Below are 17914 nucleotides of genomic sequence, written 5' to 3'. Positions count from 1 at the left end.
TTCAAGCAAGGCGCTCCGAACAAAAGTAAACGCTCTGGGTTTCCGCGCCTAAAGGATCGAATTTATGAGCGATTGAGGAGCGGTGGAGATGAGCGCGACCATCTACTGTCAGTTCGTGACGCAGAGCAACGCCAACGACAGCAAGGCCGGCCTTGACCTGATCGGGCTGGCCGATACGGTCGCATTGGGAACGCCGGATGAAATCCTGGCGCAGATGGAGGAGGGCCGGGAGCCGCTCTACACGCTCGTCGTCGAGGTGCGTACACTCCCGCCAGTTTTCAAGCTGCTCGAAGGGCAGGGGTTTATCTCACCGACCGACCGCAAATATCCGCTCCAGCTCCGGCGTGTGACGCCGCTGGGCATTGCGCTGGACTTTTTCAACATCGACACAGAGCCGCCGGCCGACCACGCGGCGGTGTTCATTCCATTCACGAACATCATCGACATCGCCGCGCTGCCAGATTGACCTGACGTCGTCGCGCTGGAAGCCAGGTAGCGCGGCGGCTGGCAGTTCAACACCACCAGCGGCCTGGAACAAACGCCACGAAGGTTGCGTGCGCTTCTCCGGGAGTTGCCAGTACAGGAAATATCTTCGACCGGGCCACTTTCGCCCTGCGGGTAGCTGACGTGCGCCGCAATCGACCGCTACGGCGGGTGATGTGCCCGGCCTGCGGCAGCCCGGCGCTTCTCCTGATTGACTGCGACAATGCTCACGACGAGGCGGGGATCGACGGCTATCAGCGAATGACGGCAAATCTCATGAGTGGCTTCAACAGTATCGGGCGGTCGACTCAGCGATCAGCGTCTAGCCCGCACTGCCTACATGGATCACAATCGGCCGCAGGTAAATACGCGGGCAGCGCGGGAGGATCACATTGCCGCAATGGGGCGTTCCTACGCTGCGGGCAATGTGCCGGGTGAGCCTCTTTTCAGTATTCGAGCGTGTGTGCCGTGTCAAAACGTTCAGTAGCTCCTTGATAACCCGTTCACGTTCTGCTGGCTGCTCGCTCCGAATTGCTGTGGTGCCACAGCCATTGAGGTGGTCTTCAAGGGTACGGGCACTAAACGTGTCGAGCATACGGCGAATGGCTTTAATCTGGATAATGACCGCAACGTGGTCAGCGCCCGCCCGAACTGGGTGTCACCCCAGGCGCGGCGGTCGCTGAACCAGGAAGCCAAAGGGTTTAAGCCTTTGGTAACTCACTTTTGCGATGGCTCCTCGACTAGCCCCGCGATCAGCTCAAGCACGTATGGAATAATATCCGGCCGTGCCTGGAGGCTCTGGTTGATAAGAGTGAGTGCCTGATCGCTCGTCGAGTTAGGTTTTGGCGCAGCTACCTGGGATGGGAGGTCGTGCTGAGCCTGTCCGGTTGCGGGCGTGCTCGAATACCTCTCACTCGCGCCGGACAGCGCGAAAGTCTGCAACGGCACGTCACAAATCGCTGCAATCTGGAGCAGCAAATCGGCAGGCAGGGGGCGGCGCCCCGTTTCATAGCTGCCGAGCGTCGAGCGCGAAATCGGTTCGCCCAGGCGCGCGCTGAGCGCCTGGGCAAGCTCCTCCTGAGTCATGCCGCTCCCCTGCCGCACCTCACGCAGGCGCTGGCCAAGCAGCACCTGGAGCGCGCCCGAATCGACCGGGTGTGGCGTTGATTCAGTCACAGCAAGCTCTCCTGGAGCGGTGGAAGCGCGTCAGGGTCATCGGGGAGATACTCCCGCGCCCGAGCGCGCAGCCAGTCCAGCGCCTGGGCATATTTGGCCGCCGGGAGCGCGTCGTAGCGCGGCGTCCCAAGTTCGGCACGGAATCGGGCATAGAGCAGATCATAGATTGCCTTACCCGTCTTTGTCTCGTACCGCTTCCCAATCTTTTCGATGCTCCGCCGGATGACCGACTGCTGCGCGGCGGTGATCTTCACACTGTCGAGGAGCCGTTGCTGCGCCTCGTCGAGTTGCCCCTGAACCGTTCTCAACTGCGTGTTGACGAGGTCTTTCAGTTCGGCGATCTCCTGGTTTTGCACATCCTGAGAATCGGCCCACTCCTGGCGGAGCTGCGCGGCGAGCGTGCGCATCTGCCGTGCGATCAGGGTTACAGTGGCCGGGGAGATCGCCGGCGGGGCCGCCGGTTCGAGCGAGCCAGCCTCCGACTCCACACCATAAATCGCGTTCAATAGCTCGACCAGTTCTTCCTGGTATGCCTTCAGCTTGGGCCGGATCTCGGGGCGTACCTGGTTCGGCGGGATGCTTGCCAGCCACAGATAGAGATAGCGGCGGTGCAGCGCGAGTACCGTTTGAATCCCCCCTGCGGTTGGAATCCTCACGTAACGCAGCCCTTGCGCCAGTACATCATGCTGGCGCAGGTTTTCCGCCTGCGTGTCGGGGTCGAGGCCCAGGACACCACAGACAGCCCGCACCGGCAGTACAACCTCACGGTTATCAAGGACGACCGCCTGTAGCTCATCTTCGTTGAATGTAATGGTATCGACGCGCGGCCGTCCGGGGAGACCGGACGCACTTTGATCGGTCACCTGTCCCTCCTTCTGAGTGTGCTATGATTGTGTCGCTCTGACACATAATCGCACACATGTTTGTTCTTGTCAAACAGTTTGTGTCACTCCGACGCAAGGTACCCGGCGATCGCCGGGTACCTTGCGTCGGAGTGACACAACGCCACCGCTCGGCGCGTTCTAAGCTGCGAGGTGGGTGAACGGCCCGGCACAGGCGACCCGCGTCGCCTTTGTGCTCGAAACGCTTGGCGACGCCCCCGGAATCGCCCGAAGCGGACCGGTGATCCGCCCCGGCAGGAGGCGGTAACCAGATTGCTCGCCAACCGCGCCTGCGGGACGGTTCAGAATCCTTCGCTCAGCACGTGTACTGGCAGCGCGGCGCCGCGCTGCCAGTGTTGCTCTCATTAGACCCGCGGCCTGGCGCGATCTGGGACAGCCGCGCTTGGAGTTGACGCAGTTCGCACCGCGCCTCGTGAGCGGCATCAAGCGCACGTAACTTGACAAAAGTATCATAAGATGATATTATTCTCGTATGTTATTGATGTCCCGCGCGGCCGCTACCACTTTGCTTCTCAACCGCAACCGAAAACGGGGCGCACACGCTCCTAATCGGGCGTACACTACCATTGGGGAGCAGGTCCTCAAGCTCTGTCGATGAGGCATTCGATTGGGAGCGCCGTAACGAGCGTGCTCGGCGGCGACCAGAAGCGCGCGTGTGAGGTGCTGACAAGCGTGTTCGACCTCAAACGTGACACCTGAACCCGAGGTAGCCCTATGTGCTTGCAGTGGTGCCATACCACCCACCAGCTTATCGATAACGACATCGCCTGCACCCACTGTGCGCTGTCTGGGGCACTGCGCCCTGACCAGCGCTGCGACACCTGCCGCCACCGCGTCGAGCGCGACGGCAAGCCGCCGATGTGCCGCCTCACCAGCATGGGTCTGCCGCTCTCGGGCGGCTGCTGCCACGCCAACATCGTCCCGGACACTCCTGACGATGGGATTATGTGGCTCGATACGGACGACGTCGCGCCGAGCGCGCTCGCCCACCACCGGGTGGCCACGATCGCCGCGCTGTTCGAGCGCAGCCCGACGGCACCCGGCTACACCGCCACTGTCGACGGCGGCGTCGAGGTCAACATCGAGGACCTGGCGCGCCCGGAGGTCTACGGGGTTCCTGCCCCGGACTGGGACGCGGCGCTCGGGCGCGAGCGCCCGCAGTTTGTGTGGACGGATGCCGCCGAGGCCATTGCCACAGGCCCACGCTACAGCGACACGGTCATGCCGCTGATCGACGCGATCAGCCAGGCGCAGGCCAGCGGTACGCTGACCCTTGAGCGGCGCGCCGAGCTGCTGGCGGAGGCGCGCGCGCTGGGCCCGCTCCCCGACACGTGGGCCAGCATCGTCAACGAAGCCATCGAGATTCTGGAGGACCCATCATCGTGATCAACATCAGCCTTGCCGGCAAGGGCAGCAGCGGCAAAAGCACGCTGCTGCCGATCCTACTCGAAACGGTCCGCGCACTCGCGCCGGATTTGCGGGTCCTGGTCGTCGACGCCGACCCGCACATGTCTGGCACGCGCATGCTGGGCGTGGCGGTGGAGCGCACGCTTGGGCAGCTCCGCAGCGCCTACGAGCGCCAGTTCAAGCTGGGGCCCGACGATGTGAACGAAACTCGCGAAGAGTTCGCCGAGCGCAAGATGGGCAAGGAAGCGCTGGTTCGCGCTGGCGGCTTCGACCTGCTGGCGATGGGCCACTGGGAGCTGGTCGGGAGTCAGTGTACCGTCAACCGTGTGCTGGAGCGTGCCCTGGACGGCCTGGCCGGCCGCTACGACGTTCTGATCATCGACAACGAGGCCGGCGTCGAGCACATCGGCCGCTACGCAAGCCAGCAGGTCGACCTGCTGTTGGTCGTCTCGCAGCCGGACGCCGAGTTCCTGGAGGTCGCGCAGCAGATCTGGGCGCGTTGCCGCGAGGTCGGCCGCCGGGTCGACGCGGCGCGGCTAGTCCTGAACCGCGTGCAGGACGGCGATCTTGAGAACCCGGGCCTGCTCGCACGGCTGGACGAGCTGGGGCGTGGCGGCCTGGCGTACGCCGGCGCGCTGCCCGAGTCGGCGGGGCTGCGCAAGCTCAGCCGCGCCGGCCAGTCGGCGAGCGCGCTGCCTGCCGATGACCCCTGGCGAGTCGCCGCGGCGGAACTGCTCGGCCGCGAGGTGCAGGAGACAATCGGGGTCGAGGTTGCCTGAGTCGCGGCGGCAGAAGCCGTCCTATTGCGTCGCCGAACGCGCCCGGGCATCGCGTTTTACAGCATCGCAGCGGGGTAAGGCGGCGATGTAGCAAACCGAGACACATTGCGACTCTCTCCGCAATCGGGGCGGGCTCACTCCTCAGTGGCCCGCCTGTGCGACGACAGGCCCGCTCACGCGCGGGCCGACAGGATTACCAAACGGCGACACTTTTCGCGGCCAGGATCTTCCAAGGAGGAACGTTGGATTTCTCATCGAGCGACAATTTGGCGCTGGAGCTGCGCGTGGAGGCTCTCAACGAAAGCGAGGCGCTGGAGGCGCTGACCTACGTTTTGATTGCCGAGCTTGGCGTGTTCAGCCTGGCCGAGGTCGATGCGCAGCTCGAAGACCTATCCGATGACGCCGATCGCGACCATGGCGAGATTACCCATATCTGCGCGGCGCTGACATATACCGACCCTGACGGCCGACAAACGCTCACCCAGGCGCTGCTCAAGGACGCGGCGAACGGCTCGTACAATGAGCGCGAGGCGCTCTCCGCCGCGATTGACTGTGTCGGCTCGGTGGGGATAGACGAGATCCGAACGACGATGGGCAAGGCTGTTCTCGCGATTGCGCGGCGATTCCAGTGCGGAGAGGCGTCTATCCAGGAGGACAGCCTGATGATTGGCGACAGCCGGGTCGCATCCTTCACATCACCGACGATTGGGGCGTTGATTTCCTGGCTGCGGGATTTGCCGCGCTGGGGATGACGGCAAAGCCTGTAAGCTGGTAAAGAGACAACAGATGGCTCTCTTCGACGACGACGGCGGCGTGATTGTCCGCCCAACCATCCTGAATTGCGTAGAGCACGAGCGGCTGAACGCCGCGCGCGCCGCACTGCGCTGCTTTCGCGACTGCACCATCGCCGACATCGCGGCCTGGCGCAGCCGCGACGCGCAGGGCCAGCCGCTCCAGGAGGGAGCGCAAGCGGCCACCGTCCTGGTCGATCGCAAGATCTATCCGGCGCGCACGCACCTGGCTGATTTTTATTGTTTTCTCTGGGCCTGCTACTTCAAAGAGAACCCGGCCGACCTGACGCTGGCCGCGCGCTACGACGCCTTCTTGGACCAGCCGCCCGGCCAGCGCCGCCACGTCGCGCGCCGGACGGATACCTACCCGCCCGAGGGGCTCAGCCGCCTCAGCGACGCCGCGGCGATCGCCGCGCTCGTCGGCGGCCGTCTGCTCCCACCGCCATTCGACGAGCTGCTCACACGCATCGAGCCGACGCCGGCGCCGAACACGATCTACACGCTCGGCTACACCGGCAGCACCCCGGCCATCGTTCAAAGTTATGTCAAGCGCCTGGGGGCTGTCCTGGTCGACGTGCGTAAGTCGGCGAACTCTCGGGTGCCGCACTGGCGCGGCGCCGCGCTCGCGGCCCAGCTCGGCGACCGGTACCTGTACCTCCCCGATTTCGGCAATGACAACTACCTGGGGGATGGGCCGATCCAGCTCCACAACCCGGCGATCGTCGTCGAGGACGCACGTGTGCTGCTCCAAACACAGCCGATCATCCTGCTGTGCGGCTGCGCGGATCACCGGATCTGCCACCGCAGCGCGGCCGCGCGCTACCTGGCGATGTGGCTGAACGCCCAGACCCAGCACCTTCCCGCGCGCGAGTCGTCGCGAACTCGCGTCGATCAACCGGTACTGGGGCTTGGCGTATGAGCTGCGAGACCTCATACGGCCGCTTTCTGGCGGCCGCCTGCACGCCAAATAGCCCGCTCACCCAGCACCTGGGCGGCGGCGACCCGCTTGTGACGCGCAGGGTGCTGGAGGAGGTCTTCAGCATTGCGCAGGAGCGCGCGGCTCGGGCCCTCACGCAGCGCCAGCCGCCCGACCCGCGCCTGCGAAAGCCAATCCACCTGCTCCAGCAGCGCGGCGCCGCCGCGGCAGCCCGGGAGGATTGTGTTCGGCTGTTCCGCGAGATCGCAGCCGTGGGCATCACTCCGCCAGCACACGGTGATCCGATCGATGGGGAGACCTTCGCGCTGCCCAAGCCGGCCGCCATCCACGCCTACGCCGAGGTGCAGCGCGCACTCGACGCGGCCGAGCGCGGCGAGCTGACGCCGCTGGTCAGCGAGATTATCGCGGCGCAAGCCGCCCGCGCGGAGAGCGAGGCGCGGTCAGAGGCCGGCCGGCGCTTGACGCGGCGCGCGCGGGACGGAGACGAGTACCTGCGGGCCTGGGCTGATGAGAACGCCTGGCTGTTAGCCAACGACCGCCCGCTCGTGCGCATCGTCGCCGACGATCTGGGCCCGCGCCTGATCTTCGCGACCGGCTTTGGCGGCGACCAGGAATGGGCGATCTACTCGGTGGCGCTCGGCCGCAAAGGCCGCGGCGGTTCCGCGAAACCCAGGGGCGCGACGCTCGACGGCTACACCTTGGCCGACGGTCCGCTGCCCGATCGCCCGCGCCGCTGGGGCGGCGACGACGACCACGGCCAGTGGCAGCGGATGGCGTCGCACCTCGACCATGCGATGACCAAGGGCGCCGGCAGTCTTCGCGCCGCGGAGATCCGTACGCTCACACCGCATATCGAGGCGCTCGCGCGCGCCAGCGACGACCTCCGCGCCTCCAACGAGGCACTCCTGCCGATTATCCGGCCGCTGATCGACCGCGACCAGGCCACGTGCAAGCGGCTGCTCGAAACCGGCGTCGAGGGGCTGATTCGCTTCACGATCGCCGAGGCGATGATCGGCCACCAGAACCGCAACAACCCCGGCGCCGACGGCGCGTGGGACGACGACCTGGACAGGCAGATTGCCCCACTCATCCGGGCCAGCTTCGACGCGGCGGACCGCCAGGCCGCGGCTGATGCTGCGCTCTGGGAAGCGATGCGCCCGCTCGCCGAGCGAAGCCCGGACGATATTGAGGCGCTTAACCGGGTCGTCACTATCACGTGCGGAGCGCGCTTCAAGCTGGTCCAGCTCAAGATCGACCAGGCCAAGCCGGGTGGAGGGCCATCTTGAGCTGCGAGGCGTCACTCTCACGGTTTCTTACCACCGCTACACAAACGCCGGCGATCAGCCAGGCGCTCGCCGACACCCCCGAGAACGCCGCCGCTGTCCTGACCGAGCTGTTTGAGGTGAGTCACCGGCAGACGAGCCCGGGCGGCAAAATGGCGGAGTTGCGCGCGAGGGCTGGCTGCACGGCGCTGTTCGAGCGCATGCGGCGCCTCGATCTGCCCGTACCGGCTCACGGAGAGCCCTCCCCCGGCATGACCTTCCCGCTCCCTGCCAGCGGCGCAGCGCGGCGCGCCTACGCCGCGCTCGAAGCCACGATCGCCGCGGCCGAGGCCGGCGAGCCGCTCCCACCCAAGGCGCGCGAGGTCGCGTCCGCCGTCGCGCGGCGAGCGGGGAGAATAGTGCCACCACCGCTGCGGCGCTTCGATCGCCTGTTCCACGTCGGGCGCCTCGACCCGGCCGCAAAGGGCACAGACAGCCACGAAGGCGCGGGGCTCTCGATCTCGCGCCATCCTGAAGACTGGCGCGCGATCGCCCGTCTCGGCGACGCGCCGGTCTGGGACATCGACACGCGCGACGCGCGTTTCCTCGACTTCCATGCCTTCCGCCGCGACAAGGCCGCGGTGGGGGCGGCCTGCGACTGGGCGGTCGAGCAGGGGTATCTGGAGCGCGGCCGCGTCTACGTGGTGACAGTGCCCGACGGGGAGGGCGAGCCGCTCATCTTCCGCTTCCAGGACGAGGCCGAGGCCGAGGAAGAGGCCCGCGGCTATCTGGAGGTCGATCTTGACGGCGACGAGCTGGAGGCGGCTGTGACGAAGGCCGTGCGGCGCACGGCGGGCTACGTGCCGACCGCGCGCCTGGCCGGGCGCATGCGCCATGAGCGCGGCGTTCCGCTCGCGCTGGTCGTCGACCTTGCCGTGGTGGCGTACGCCGAGGATGTGCTCGATCTCGACGGCGTCTGGTGGGAAGACGCCTACGACCCAGCGGGCTACTCGGCGCCGCGGGGCGTGCTGTTTGCCCGGCGCCTCAGCACGCACAGGATGGCGCTGGCAGAGCCCGAAGATGAGGGCGCCCAATGAGTTGCGATCGATCGTTTGCAAGCTACAGGGCAGCCGCTATGGCCCGGGAGCCCGACACCGCCAGGCGCCTGGGCGGCAGCCCCGTGATTGCCGCCGCGCTTCTCGACGAGGTCTTCAACATCCAGGAAGCGCGGATGGCCGCGCTGCTGGCCAGGTATGAGCGGCCCACGGAAGGCGTGTCGAGTCTGGTGGCCCGCGCCCAGGACGCGCGGGCGCGCGAGGAGACGCTGCGGCTGTTCCGCGCGATCGTGGCGGCCGGCTTCACGGCACCGTCTCACGCCGAAATCGTGCCTGGCGACGACCTCCCGCTGCCGCCGCTCGCGTCGCAGTATGCCTACGCCGAAGTCGCGCGCACGCTCGATGCCGCGCGCGACGGCCGGCCGCTGCCGGAGCTGGCCGAGGAGGTGCTGGCGGCCCAGCGCACCCGCGCCGTCGCCGCCTACGCCGAGGCCGCCCAGATCGCCGTGCGCAGGATCGCCAATATCCGCGATGTGGCGAACCGCTTCGGCATCTTCGCCAATCAGCGAACTCCGCTCGCGATCGCGCGCCAGATCGTCGCTACCGCGGACGTGCCTGACCATCTCCGGCGCGCCGCCGAGCGGTACCTCGCCGATCGCGGGCCGGGAATGGCGCGCTTTGCTCAGATCCTGTGCGACATGGCCGGCGTGCCCAGGTGTTCGCATTGTGGATGTTATGTCGACCTTGACCATACATGTGACGTCGCGGGCATCCTTGTGGAGTCGCCGCAGCTCCTGCGCTTGAGCACGGCCGATGTGCTGCGCGGCGAGGTTCCGCCGCTGACCACCCTCACGTCGGAGGCAAGAGCGGCCCTGGCCGAGGCCGCGGCTGTGCTCGAAGACGGCCCGGGGGTGGGGGACGCGCTCATCTTGTCCGCGAACCTCTACCGCGCCTGGTACAGCAATCAATACTCGCGGCGCACCGCACAGCCCGTCGGCGAGGCTGTGGCGCGGCGCTTCCTGCCGCTTGTGGCGGCTCATCTGGCAAAAACACTGCGAAGCGACCCGGCCGCCGACGCGCGGATCGCGGGGCAGGTCGCGGCGCGCGCCGCCGATACTCTGGAGGCGCTCGTCAAACGCACGGCGATGGCACCCGCCGCCGACGCGCGTTACCGCCAGGTCATAGCTGATTTGCGTCAGGTCGCCGCGGACAACCCAGCCGAGGCCGCGCAGGTGCGGCTGTCGGGCGCGATGCGCCAGCTCCTGAACGCCGACGACCCGAGCGGCGCGCCCACCGCGGAGCTGCGCGCGCTGGTCCGCTCGACGTATGAGGACCTCCGCCCGATCAACCAGGCATTGGCGGCGGCCTGCCGGCCTGCGCCGGAGGCCGCGCAGAGGGTCGCCGAAAGCGCGCCGGACGGCGCCGCGGCGGCGGCTGAAATCGTCCTCGGCTACTGGCGCACAGATGGCGGCGGCGCGGGTGGCCCGCGCCGCGTCACGCCCGGTCCGCTGCGCGCCGCGGACCTGGACCGGCTCCGCGCCAGCCCGAGCGGTAAAGCGCTCCTCACGCTGCTCTGCAACCAGGCCGCCAAGGAGAGCGGCGACGGGACCGAGCAGACCAGAGGCTTCTACCGCATCAAGCCGGTGCTACTCGCCGACGCGATCGCCGATCTTGATCCTGACGGCTGGGGATACACGTACCACGAGCACGGCGAGCGCGGCAAGTGGGTGGTCTACCTCCACAGCGACATCGGCTCGATACCGTTCCACATTGAGGGGACCGAAAGCGAGCTGCTGCCGGCGCTGCAAAGCAAGCCGCCGGACAACACGCTGAAGTGGAGCAGGATTCCGCTCCAGCCGCGGGCCGCCCAGTTCGCACGGGGCTGGCTCGACAGCCGCCTCACGACCGGCGGGGGCAGGGCGAGGGTTGGAACGCGCTGCGGCGGGCGGCAAAAATGCCCACCGACGTCCGCCCGCTCGCGATTGCCGCGGCGCTCCGCACTGTCGCGCCCGAGCTGACCGACGTCGAGTGCCACCAGGCGATCGTCACGCTGCGGCGGCTTGCCGAGCCCTCGATCACCCGCAGCGGTGAGACCGTAATACTCCGGCGGCTCGCGCAGTTCGGCAGCTACCGCGACGCGCTCAATTTGGCCCGCGCCCAGGCCCGCGGCGACGACCGGCAGGCGCTCCTGCTCGGCCTGGAGGACGCGCTGCCGCCGGCGGCGAGCTGGAGCCCGGCCGCGCCTGGCGACGCCGTCGTGACGACGCTGACGCCTGACGCGCATCGCGAGCACATGGTGGCGGCACAGACGCCGGGCCGTGTAGCCACGTTCGATGGGCCCTATGTGGTGGTCGCATTCGCGCTGCCGCTGACAACGGCGGGTGGGCAGCGGCTTGAGCCCGCTCCGGGGCGGACAGAGCTGGAAGTTCGCTACCTGCCTGATGAGATCGCGCGGCCGGCCGCATAGCCGAAACCGTCTCAAAGGCGTATTGCTATCGTTCACTCGTTCGATAACGTTTTAGCGTTTTGTCGCATTCTATTGCGGAAAAGACCGTGTTCTGGTATACTACGAACACCTGTTCGCGCTATGTGTGCTATCAATGAAACTGACCCGTGCCGTCACGCATATACGGCTTTCCGACGCCAACGCGAGCAAGCTCACACAGCTTGACGCGCTCGCCGATGCGTACATGCGGCTGTGCCAGCAGTATGTTACTGCATTCTGCACGGACGTGGAGCCGGACAAGTACGCCGATGCCTGGCTGCCGAGCCCGCTCTTGGCCCGCTGGCAGCGAGCGGTGATCCAGCACGCGGCGGGCATCGCGCAGTCCTGGCGCACTAATCGCGATCGCGCGTATCAGGCATACCTGGATGAGTTGACCGAGTATCAGGCGCAGGCTGATCCCCAGCGTGCTGGCCCAACCTGGAAAGAATGGCAAATCCCCACACTCAAGCAAACGGTTATTCAAGCCAACGCCAATGTCGTCGCGCTGGAGCCGTCCGAAGACAGCACCTTCGACTACTGGCTGCGCATCAGCACGCTGGAGATGGGCCAACCCATCCGGCTGCCGCTCAAGCTCGCGGCCTATCACCGGCGGATGCTCGACGGCAAGCGCATCAACACCAGCATGACGCTCACGCGCAAGCCATCGGGCTGGTGGCTCACTGTGAGCGTACACGAGCAAATCGCCGCGACCACCACGGACGAATCGCCCGTCGTCGGGGTGGACGTCGGCATCGTAAACTTGCTGACCACCTCGACCGGCAAGCACTACGGCACGTTCCATGGAAAGCTCGCTCGCCGGCATAAGCTGGACCGCGAGAAACGCCGCCGGAAGGCCAAGCTGGGCGCCTGCCTGAAAAAGAAGGGCGTGAGTGAGCTGCCGTCGCTGACCAATCAGCGGCTGGCCCGCCACGTCCGGCAGGAGATCAACCGGGCGGTCAACCAGTTCTACGCCGATCATGCGGGCCATCAGGTTGCCTATGAAGACCTGGACGTGCGCACAATGCGCTTTCGCGCTAGGCGCATGAACGCCTACCTGTACGCCAGCAACCTGGCCCACCTGCCTCGGCAGATCGCCTGGGGCGCGAAGAAGCGCGGGCAGACCGCCCAGGTAGGTTGGGCTGCCTACTCGTCTCAAGAATGCTCGCGCTGCCACTTTGTATCCCGTGCCAACCGGCCTGAGCAACAGACGTTCTGGTGCCAGGCATGCGGTTTGACCATCCACGCCGACGAGAATGCGGCGATCAATCACCAATCCCGCTTCTATGACCGCGAGATGAGGGCGTGCCGCAGCAAGGAGGCCGTCAAAGACTTGCTCGACGCCCGGCATGTCGCCTATCTGCAATCATCGGATGCCCGTAGTGCATCCGCCCGCCGAGAACCCGCCTTCGGGTGCGAAAGCATAAGCGGTCAATCCGGCGTAGGTCAGCACTCCGGCTCCTGCCGGAGGAAACATCCATCGCAAGCGTTATAAAATGCTATGCGGTGGGTAACTATCATGGACGCGAACAGCACAGCTATAGGGAGGGAGCGCGTGAGCGACAGGTCCGAGATAATCGACCCGCATCGCCACCCGGTGCGGTATATCACCCAGCAGCTCGGCGAGACCGCGAAGCAGGCGCGCGGCATGATCTGGCGTATTGTCCACGAGTGCGGCGCCGAGCAAGCGCTGGAGTGGCTGCGCGAGGCACAGGAGATCGAGTCGCACGGCGGCATGATGACCGAGGATGGAGAGAGGCGGCGCACGCCCGGCGGCGTGTTCTTCAAACTCGTGCGCGACAAGTTGGGCGGAAGCGGCGCGCTGGGAGACGCCCGGGCGATGGAGCGCTACCGCGCGATTTTCGGGACGCCCCGCTGGCGCGAGCGCGCCCGTCCTGGGTCCGGGGACGCCGCACCTCCGCCCCCACCTCCGCCTCCGCCAGCGCCGATCCCCTGGGAGGAGCGCGCCGCGCACTGGCGCGCGCTGGAGGCTAGGAGCGGAGGTGCGACCGCGCTCAAGCTCGAACTTACCGGCAAGCCGGGCAACGTGATCGAGAAAGAGCGGCAGACCATGCTGGTGCTCACGCACCACGGCGCGCTGCCGCCGATGCCGCGCGCGGTCCCTGTGCCGCCCGAGCCCATCGATCTCGCATACATCGTCACGATCAACGCCAAACACTGGCGGCCGGCGCAAGAGCGGCCGCCCGGCAGCCTGCTCACCTTCAGCGGCGTCGGTCTCTACGACCCGGAGCTAGAGGGGATGAGCGTGTTCGCCATGGGGCCGGTCAAGGTGCGCAACCCGGATGACCGGCTCGCGGAGGGCGATCTCAAACCGCCGGCCATCACCGTCGTCGGCCAGGTTGGGACGCCGCTCATCCGCCCCGATATTACGCTAGTACGCATGATCTACGCCGGCCCGCTGCCAGCGCTGCCGAAGGGCCTGGAGCGGCCCGACCCGGTGTCCGTGAGGCCGATCGGCCTCTACATCACCGCAAAGGCGTGGAGGAAGGTCGCCGCCGCGCTCGCCGATGACCCGGCAGATACTTTTATCGGAAGTGGAACGCCATACTACGATGCCGCGCTCGGCATGGTGGCGGTAAATATTACGACGGCCACAACCCGCGCGGTCGAGCGCGCGCAGCGCCAGAGTTCAGCTGCCGCCCCGTAAGCCGTGGGGGAGTGCTCCCATCAACGCATCATCTCAGCCTGGAGTACCATCTTGTCCTGTGAAGCGTGACACTCCGCGGGGCGTTAAGTCCCCGCGGTTTCTCACGACTGGCGACCAGTCCCGCGAGCTACAGCGGGGGAAAGCTGAGAGCCGAGAGCTGAAAGCTGAAACGAGTCGTTTTCAGCTTTCAGCTCTCGGCTTTTGCTTTCCCCTGCTGGCCGGTGTCCCGGCGTCTACGCATGAGCCGCACGTTATGCGGCATACGATGCTTGATCTCATTTGGGGCGTGTAAAGCGCCCACCTGTCCTGTTTTATACCGTGACAGGATGTTGATCTGTCCTACTAGGGCGATGTGCTAGTTAAAATGGTTTGACATTCGAGCCTCCAGGTGCTACAGAGAGACTCTCTGACGGTCAGCTCTTTCACACCTGGAGGATTGTGATGATAACCGATTTCGATGACTTTGTGACGTGCATGTACGTACTAATTGACGACATCTGGCTCCAGATTCGGCATCTCTATCCGCGACCCGGTCCCGAGCCAGGCTGCTCGGATGCCGAACTGATCACCATGGCGATTGTGGGCGAATGCCGCGAGTGGGACAAGGAAACCAATCTCATTGGCGAATGGCGCAACTACACCCATCTGTTTCCCGTTCAACCCGAACGCTCGCGCTTCAATCGACGTCGACGCAACTTGATGGCCGCAATCAACCATATTCGTCTGATCACGCTTGCCGTGATGGATGTCGCCCAGGATACGCACTGCGTGATTGATAGTCTCCCGATCGAAGTCGTTCAGTTCCATTTGGTACCATCGTCTTCGGGTGATTGGGACGCCTATGGTGCAACTTATGGCCGCTGCCCGACCAAGAAACGAACGATCTACGGCTATCGGCTCAATCTGCTGGTCACCGTCGGCGGCACGATACTCGACTTCGAGTTGATGAGTGCCAATTGTGATGAGCGTGATGCCGCTCGTGACCTGCTTGAAGACAAACGTGACCTGACCGTGATTGGCGACAAAGGCTTTATCAAAGCCGAACTGGCCAAAGAGTTGCTCGAACGCTGTGGCATACGATTGCTGACCTTGCCGCGAGCCAACCAGAAACAGCAGGTGTCGTCTGAGGTGCGCCGATTGCTCAACCAGGTGCGCCAAATCATCGAAACAGTGAATGGGCAATTGACTGAGCAGTTTCAGATTGAGAGCAACCACGCGCATAGTTTCTGGGGCTTGTGCGCACGGCTGTACACCAAGCTGACCGCTCACACGCTGTGCATCTATATCAATCGCTTGCTCGGCAACCCAGACTGGTTGCGTATCAAGCAACTTGCTTTTCCGACCTGAGTTTTAACTAGCACATCGCCCTACTATGTCGCGATGCGCGCTGAAACCACACCGCCCGCAGGAATACGTCCTGCCGCGTGGTTTGTGCCTGCATCCACAATTGGGACAGGTTTGGGTCGTGTAGTGCTCGTCGACCAGTTCTACCACGATACCTTCCGCTGCGCCTTGTAGGTGATGTACTGGCGGACCTGGCCGTGGTTCCATTGCGACGCCCGGCCCCAACCTCGGCGCGCTGCACCGCCAGCTCTACCAGGCGCAGCTCGACGGTGAGATCACCACGCCGGAAGAGGCGCTCGCCTGGGCGCGCGCGCGTCGCGTAGGATCGTCACGAACAAGAGCGCGCTTTCGGCGCGCTCTCCAGCCGTCGCTGGTGTGCCAGGCGCTCCTACGCTTATGTCGAGCAAAATCATGCGTATTCGCCGCGTTACGCCGTTCCAACGGCCCAGATGTTGCGGCGATTGCGCAGTGTTTTCTGCTTGACGAGCGCGCCTATCACGGCATACTATGTATATATTCGACCACACAGAAGAAAGAGACCGCCTTGACCGCGACACCTATGTGGCCTCCGTCTGGCCAGAGCTGGCGTGATGCTGTGGCGCAAGAGCATGCGCTGGTCGGGGAGTGCCGTTTCAATGAGGCGCTGAAGGTCTGCGAGCGTATCTACGCCGCGGCTGAGGCCGCCGCCGCTCCGTCCGGGGTCCTCGCCATGTTATGGGCCCACCGCGGCGATATGCTGCGCCACCTCGAAGACCTCTCAGGCGCCGCGGACGCGTACGCCGAGTGCGTGCGCCGGCTCCTACCCATTGCCAAGCAGGCCGATTGTCCGCAGATCTTAATCATCCCGCTGCACACGTGGGCCGCCATCCAGTTGCGGCGGGGCCGCATCGATGATGCGCGCACCCTGCTGGACCAGGCCGACGAGGCGCTCGACCGTGCCGATCGGAGACTGAACCGCCGCCTTGTCCAGCTCCACACAACCCTGCTGCGTGCGTGGTCCGCGGTGGCAGCCGATGACCTCGCGTCGGCGCGCTATCTCTACATCCTGGCGCGCCAGAGTGCCGATCTCCTGCGGCTCACGCCCTCGCATCGGTTTCGCCAGGCGATCGATGACGGTTTTGGCTGGCTGGAGTGCCCGGCGGCGCTCCCACCCGATCCGTTCCTCTGGGATGAGCCGCATCTCGCGCGGCCGGCTCAGACGCTTCTTGCGCGCTGCGCCTGAACGTCGATAACAACAGAGCGGCCCGCGCAGAACGGCACAGGCGCCTGTGCCGTTCTGTTGTTGCAGCAGCATTTCTTCTGGCCTCCGTCAATTGTGGCCATCCGACAGCGCCTCAAACGTATTGGCTCTGTGTGCAAGCGCATCACGCCACGACGCACAACTGAGTCCAATGTGTTGGAATGACGCGTTGACGGCGTCAGAACACGTTGAATCGCATTTCTACCATCCTCATCACTTTTCTCCTTAATTTTCCTGGCTTCTAAGCTCACACAAAGTGCTCATGATATGCTACAATCTCCATCAGCAACTTATGTGTATCACACTGCCTCCAAACGTATCGGTCTTTGCACGCGAGCGCGCCATGCCGCTGCGCAGCAGAGTCCAATGTGTTGGAATTATGGGTTCACGGCGCCAGAACGCGGTGAACCACGAGTCAGGGTACGTTGAACGGCGCACACTATCGCGCCAAGAAAGGTACGGTGAACGATGCATGTTTATGCGATGGCGCTGGAGAAGGGTGGTGTTGGAAAGACATCGATCTCGGTCAATCTCGCGGCGGCGTTCGCGCGGCTGGATCTCCGCGTCCTGCTGATCGACCTGGATGCGCAGCGCCATGCCTCGCGCTGGCTCGGCGTCGACACAGAGGCGCTAACTGTTGAGGACAGCTTTTTAGGTGTCGCCGTGCAGCACCGGCAGCTTGCCGACTGTATCCGACCGACCGCCGAGGGGATAGATGTCGTCCCGGGCCATAAAGAATTGGTCGCGCTGCCCGACGTATTGAACCGCAGCATGGGCGGCGGGATCTACGTGCTGAAGAAGGCGCTTCAGGGGCTCGCCGAGACAGGCCGCGTCTACGACATTGTACTCCTGGATCTGGCGCCGGCGCGTGGCCCCGTGCTGGCAACGGCACTCGCCGCAGCGACTCGCTGTGTCGCCCCGGTGCAGGCCGCTGACCTGGTGCTACAGTCACTGCGCGATCTTGCCGAGTCCATCGTCCAGGCCCAGGAGTTCAACCCACAACTCCGCGGCCTCAGCGTGCTGCGCAACAACTACACGCCCCGCGCCGCGCTCGACCGGGTCTATGACCAGGCGCTCGGCGAGGGCTACTCCCCGGCGCTACTCCAGACTATTATTCCTCCGCGGGCGATCATCCGCCTGGCGAGTGGCGCGCAGCAGAGTGTGTTCTCCTACCGCGGGCCGGACGACACAGCGGTGCGCGAGGCGTTTCTCAAGGTCACCGAGGAGTTACTGGTGCTGGATGGGGTGCCGTCGTCATAGTCCTACCGGCATTCAGCCGAGGGCTTGTGGGACAATCCACAAGCCTGTCTATGACCAGACCATCCGCCTGAGCCGCAGGACACGGCGCTGACGGCGGAGCGTTGACCAGAGGTTCAAGACCGACGTTG

Annotated in this window: 17 protein-coding genes and 1 pseudogene; 14 read left to right on the top strand and 4 right to left on the bottom strand. The window is 65.3% G+C overall.

Annotated features, from left to right (window positions below):
• Positions 1–88: 88 nt before the first annotated feature.
• On the top strand, positions 89–466 hold the full coding sequence (locus tag M1P90_RS35295; protein ID WP_483705673.1) for a hypothetical protein: 378 nt from the start codon (positions 89–91) through the stop codon (positions 464–466).
• Positions 467–805: 339 nt separating this feature from the next.
• Here the strand turns inward: M1P90_RS35295 and M1P90_RS35290 are convergent.
• From M1P90_RS35290 to M1P90_RS35280, 3 genes and pseudogenes are all read right to left on the bottom strand, one after another.
• Positions 806–1120, bottom strand: a pseudogene (locus M1P90_RS35290) (metal-sensing transcriptional repressor); the annotation flags it as partial.
• Positions 1121–1200: 80 nt separating this feature from the next.
• Entirely contained in the window at positions 1201–1659 is a 459-nt protein-coding gene (locus M1P90_RS35285) for a helix-turn-helix domain-containing protein (RefSeq protein ID WP_483705671.1), read from the bottom strand.
• A complete protein-coding gene (locus tag M1P90_RS35280; RefSeq protein WP_483705669.1) occupies positions 1656–2522 on the bottom strand; it encodes a phage antirepressor N-terminal domain-containing protein in 867 nt (288 codons plus the stop codon). The genes M1P90_RS35285 and M1P90_RS35280 overlap by 4 nt, the downstream gene beginning before the upstream one ends.
• Positions 2523–3275: 753 nt before the next feature.
• Between M1P90_RS35280 and M1P90_RS35275 the strand changes: the two genes are divergently transcribed.
• From M1P90_RS35275 to M1P90_RS35225, 11 genes are all read left to right on the top strand, one after another.
• Positions 3276–3947, top strand: a complete 672-nt coding sequence (locus M1P90_RS35275) for a hypothetical protein (protein WP_483705667.1) — start codon at positions 3276–3278, stop codon at positions 3945–3947.
• Entirely contained in the window at positions 3944–4747 is an 804-nt protein-coding gene (locus tag M1P90_RS35270) for a nucleotide-binding protein (RefSeq protein WP_483705665.1), read from the top strand. The genes M1P90_RS35275 and M1P90_RS35270 overlap by 4 nt, the downstream gene beginning before the upstream one ends.
• A gap of 242 nt (positions 4748–4989) precedes the next feature.
• Positions 4990–5499 (top strand): hypothetical protein, encoded by a 510-nt coding sequence (locus tag M1P90_RS35265; RefSeq protein WP_483705663.1) that lies wholly within the window; start codon positions 4990–4992, stop codon positions 5497–5499.
• Positions 5500–5533: 34 nt separating this feature from the next.
• Positions 5534–6457, top strand: a complete 924-nt coding sequence (locus M1P90_RS35260; RefSeq protein ID WP_483705661.1) for a hypothetical protein — start codon at positions 5534–5536, stop codon at positions 6455–6457.
• Positions 6454–7761 carry a hypothetical protein gene (locus M1P90_RS35255; RefSeq protein ID WP_483705659.1) on the top strand — a complete coding sequence of 436 codons (1308 nt, stop codon included), beginning with the start codon at positions 6454–6456 and terminating at the stop codon, positions 7759–7761. The genes M1P90_RS35260 and M1P90_RS35255 overlap by 4 nt, the downstream gene beginning before the upstream one ends.
• A complete protein-coding gene (locus M1P90_RS35250; RefSeq protein WP_483705657.1) occupies positions 7758–8834 on the top strand; it encodes a hypothetical protein in 1077 nt (358 codons plus the stop codon). Before M1P90_RS35255 ends, M1P90_RS35250 begins: the two co-directional genes overlap by 4 nt.
• Before the next feature lie 38 nt (positions 8835–8872).
• On the top strand, positions 8873–10810 hold the full coding sequence (locus tag M1P90_RS35245) for a serine/threonine-protein kinase (RefSeq protein ID WP_483705655.1): 1938 nt from the start codon (positions 8873–8875) through the stop codon (positions 10808–10810).
• On the top strand, positions 10747–11259 hold the full coding sequence (locus tag M1P90_RS35240; RefSeq protein WP_483705653.1) for a hypothetical protein: 513 nt from the start codon (positions 10747–10749) through the stop codon (positions 11257–11259). Before M1P90_RS35245 ends, M1P90_RS35240 begins: the two co-directional genes overlap by 64 nt.
• A 133-nt stretch (positions 11260–11392) precedes the next feature.
• Entirely contained in the window at positions 11393–12769 is a 1377-nt protein-coding gene (locus tag M1P90_RS35235) for an RNA-guided endonuclease InsQ/TnpB family protein (protein ID WP_483705651.1), read from the top strand.
• Positions 12770–12829: 60 nt separating this feature from the next.
• Positions 12830–13942: a phosphorylated adapter RNA export RNA-binding domain-containing protein gene (locus M1P90_RS35230; protein WP_483705649.1), complete on the top strand. Its 1113-nt coding sequence runs from the start codon at positions 12830–12832 to the stop codon at positions 13940–13942.
• Positions 13943–14383: 441 nt separating this feature from the next.
• Entirely contained in the window at positions 14384–15289 is a 906-nt protein-coding gene (locus M1P90_RS35225) for an IS982 family transposase (RefSeq protein WP_483699052.1), read from the top strand.
• Between the two features lie 3 nt (positions 15290–15292).
• On the opposite strand, the gene M1P90_RS35220 is transcribed toward M1P90_RS35225, so the two are convergent.
• Positions 15293–15493, bottom strand: a complete 201-nt coding sequence (locus M1P90_RS35220) for a zinc ribbon domain-containing protein (RefSeq protein ID WP_483705647.1) — start codon at positions 15491–15493, stop codon at positions 15293–15295.
• A 388-nt stretch (positions 15494–15881) separates the two neighbouring features.
• Between M1P90_RS35220 and M1P90_RS35215 the strand changes: the two genes are divergently transcribed.
• Both M1P90_RS35215 and M1P90_RS35210 read left to right on the top strand, forming a co-directional pair.
• The gene (locus M1P90_RS35215) at positions 15882–16508 is read left to right on the top strand and encodes a hypothetical protein (RefSeq protein WP_483705645.1); all 627 of its coding nucleotides are present in this window, start codon (positions 15882–15884) and stop codon (positions 16506–16508) included.
• 486 nt (positions 16509–16994) lie between these two features.
• Complete coding sequence (locus tag M1P90_RS35210) at positions 16995–17786, top strand: ParA family protein (RefSeq protein ID WP_483705643.1); 792 nt, start codon at positions 16995–16997, stop codon at positions 17784–17786.
• Positions 17787–17914 lie beyond the last annotated feature (128 nt).

This window comes from Kouleothrix sp. 19917 (assembly GCF_057073505.1).
Note: the sequence above shows the minus strand (reverse complement) of the source record. Positions and strands in the feature narration are given on the sequence as shown.

Coding starts and splice junctions, on each gene's coding strand:
- M1P90_RS35295 (WP_483705673.1), top strand. CDS start 89: ATGAGCGCGACCATCTACTGTCAGTTCGTGACGCAGAGCAACGCCAAC.
- M1P90_RS35275 (WP_483705667.1), top strand. CDS start 3,276: ATGTGCTTGCAGTGGTGCCATACCACCCACCAGCTTATCGATAACGAC.
- M1P90_RS35260 (WP_483705661.1), top strand. CDS start 5,534: ATGGCTCTCTTCGACGACGACGGCGGCGTGATTGTCCGCCCAACCATC.
- M1P90_RS35255 (WP_483705659.1), top strand. CDS start 6,454: ATGAGCTGCGAGACCTCATACGGCCGCTTTCTGGCGGCCGCCTGCACG.
- M1P90_RS35245 (WP_483705655.1), top strand. CDS start 8,873: ATGGCCCGGGAGCCCGACACCGCCAGGCGCCTGGGCGGCAGCCCCGTG.
- M1P90_RS35240 (WP_483705653.1), top strand. CDS start 10,747: ATGCCCACCGACGTCCGCCCGCTCGCGATTGCCGCGGCGCTCCGCACT.
- M1P90_RS35235 (WP_483705651.1), top strand. CDS start 11,393: ATGAAACTGACCCGTGCCGTCACGCATATACGGCTTTCCGACGCCAAC.
- M1P90_RS35225 (WP_483699052.1), top strand. CDS start 14,384: ATGATAACCGATTTCGATGACTTTGTGACGTGCATGTACGTACTAATT.
- M1P90_RS35220 (WP_483705647.1), bottom strand. CDS start 15,493: ATGGAACCACGGCCAGGTCCGCCAGTACATCACCTACAAGGCGCAGCG.
- M1P90_RS35210 (WP_483705643.1), top strand. CDS start 16,995: ATGCATGTTTATGCGATGGCGCTGGAGAAGGGTGGTGTTGGAAAGACA.